Here is a 1015-nt window from a genome sequence, read left to right on the forward strand (position 1 = left end):
GGTACACCCTCGAACTCCTGCCGCACTACGAGATGCGCTCGCTGCTGGCCGGGCTCGTGCCGACCGACGACTGCTTCCCTGGGTGGGCACCGCCACCACGCCGCAGCGCTCCGGCAACGAGCGGCAGAACTCCACCCCGTCCCGGCCGCCGAGGGCGGTGATGTCGGCGGTGACGAAGTACGTCCCCTCCGAGTCGAGCACCTCGAAACCGGCGTCGGTCAGACCACCGACGAGCTGGTCCCGCCGCTGCTGGAGACCGTCCCGGAAGCCGGTGTAGTAGGCGTCCGGCAGGGCCAGCGCCACGGCCACCGCCGGTTGCAGCGGCGCGGCGTTGACATAGGTGAGGAACTGCTTCACCCGGAGCAGCGCCGAGACCAGCGCCGCCGGGCCGCTCGCCCAGCCGACCTTCCACCCCGTGCAGGAGAACGTCTTGCCGGCCGACGAGATGCGCAGCGTCCGCTCCCGCATCCCGGGCAGGCTGGCCAGCGGCACGTGCGGGCTCGACGCGTCGGTGAAGACCAGGTGCTCGTACACCTCGTCGGTGACCGCGTACGCGCCGAACTCCTGACACAACTCGGCGACCTGCGCCAACTCGGCCGGGGTGAAGACCTTGCCGGTCGGATTGTGCGGCGAGTTCAGCAGCACCAGCCGGGTGCGCGGGCCGAACGCCGCACGCAGCGCCGCCGGGTCGAAGGCGTACCGGCCGTCGGCCGAGGGGCGCAACGTCACCGGCCGGCGGACCGCGCCGGCCAACGCGATCGAGGCGGCGTACGAGTCGTAGTACGGCTCGAAGCACACCACCTCGTCGCCCGGTTCGCAGAGCGCGAGGATGCTCGCCGCGACCGCCTCGGTCGCGCCCGCCGTGATCACGATCTCGCTGTCCGGGTCGTACGCCAGGTCGTAGAACCGCCGCTGATGCGCCGCGACGGCCGCGCGCAGGGCGGGGATCCCCGGGCGCTGCTGGAGCAGCGCCACCGTCCACACGTCTCGCTCATGGTGGCGCCCCGTTTCGACC

The 1015-nt window shown here is 72.3% G+C and carries 1 pseudogene; it reads right to left on the bottom strand.

Annotated features, from left to right (window positions below):
- A pseudogene (locus ABZ749_RS35665) lies at positions 1-963 on the bottom strand (aminotransferase class I/II-fold pyridoxal phosphate-dependent enzyme); the annotation flags it as partial.
- Positions 964-1015: the final 52 nt, after the last annotated feature.

The organism is Micromonospora sp. NPDC047753, from assembly GCF_040642735.1.
Taxonomy (GTDB): Bacteria; Actinomycetota; Actinomycetes; order Mycobacteriales; family Micromonosporaceae; genus Micromonospora.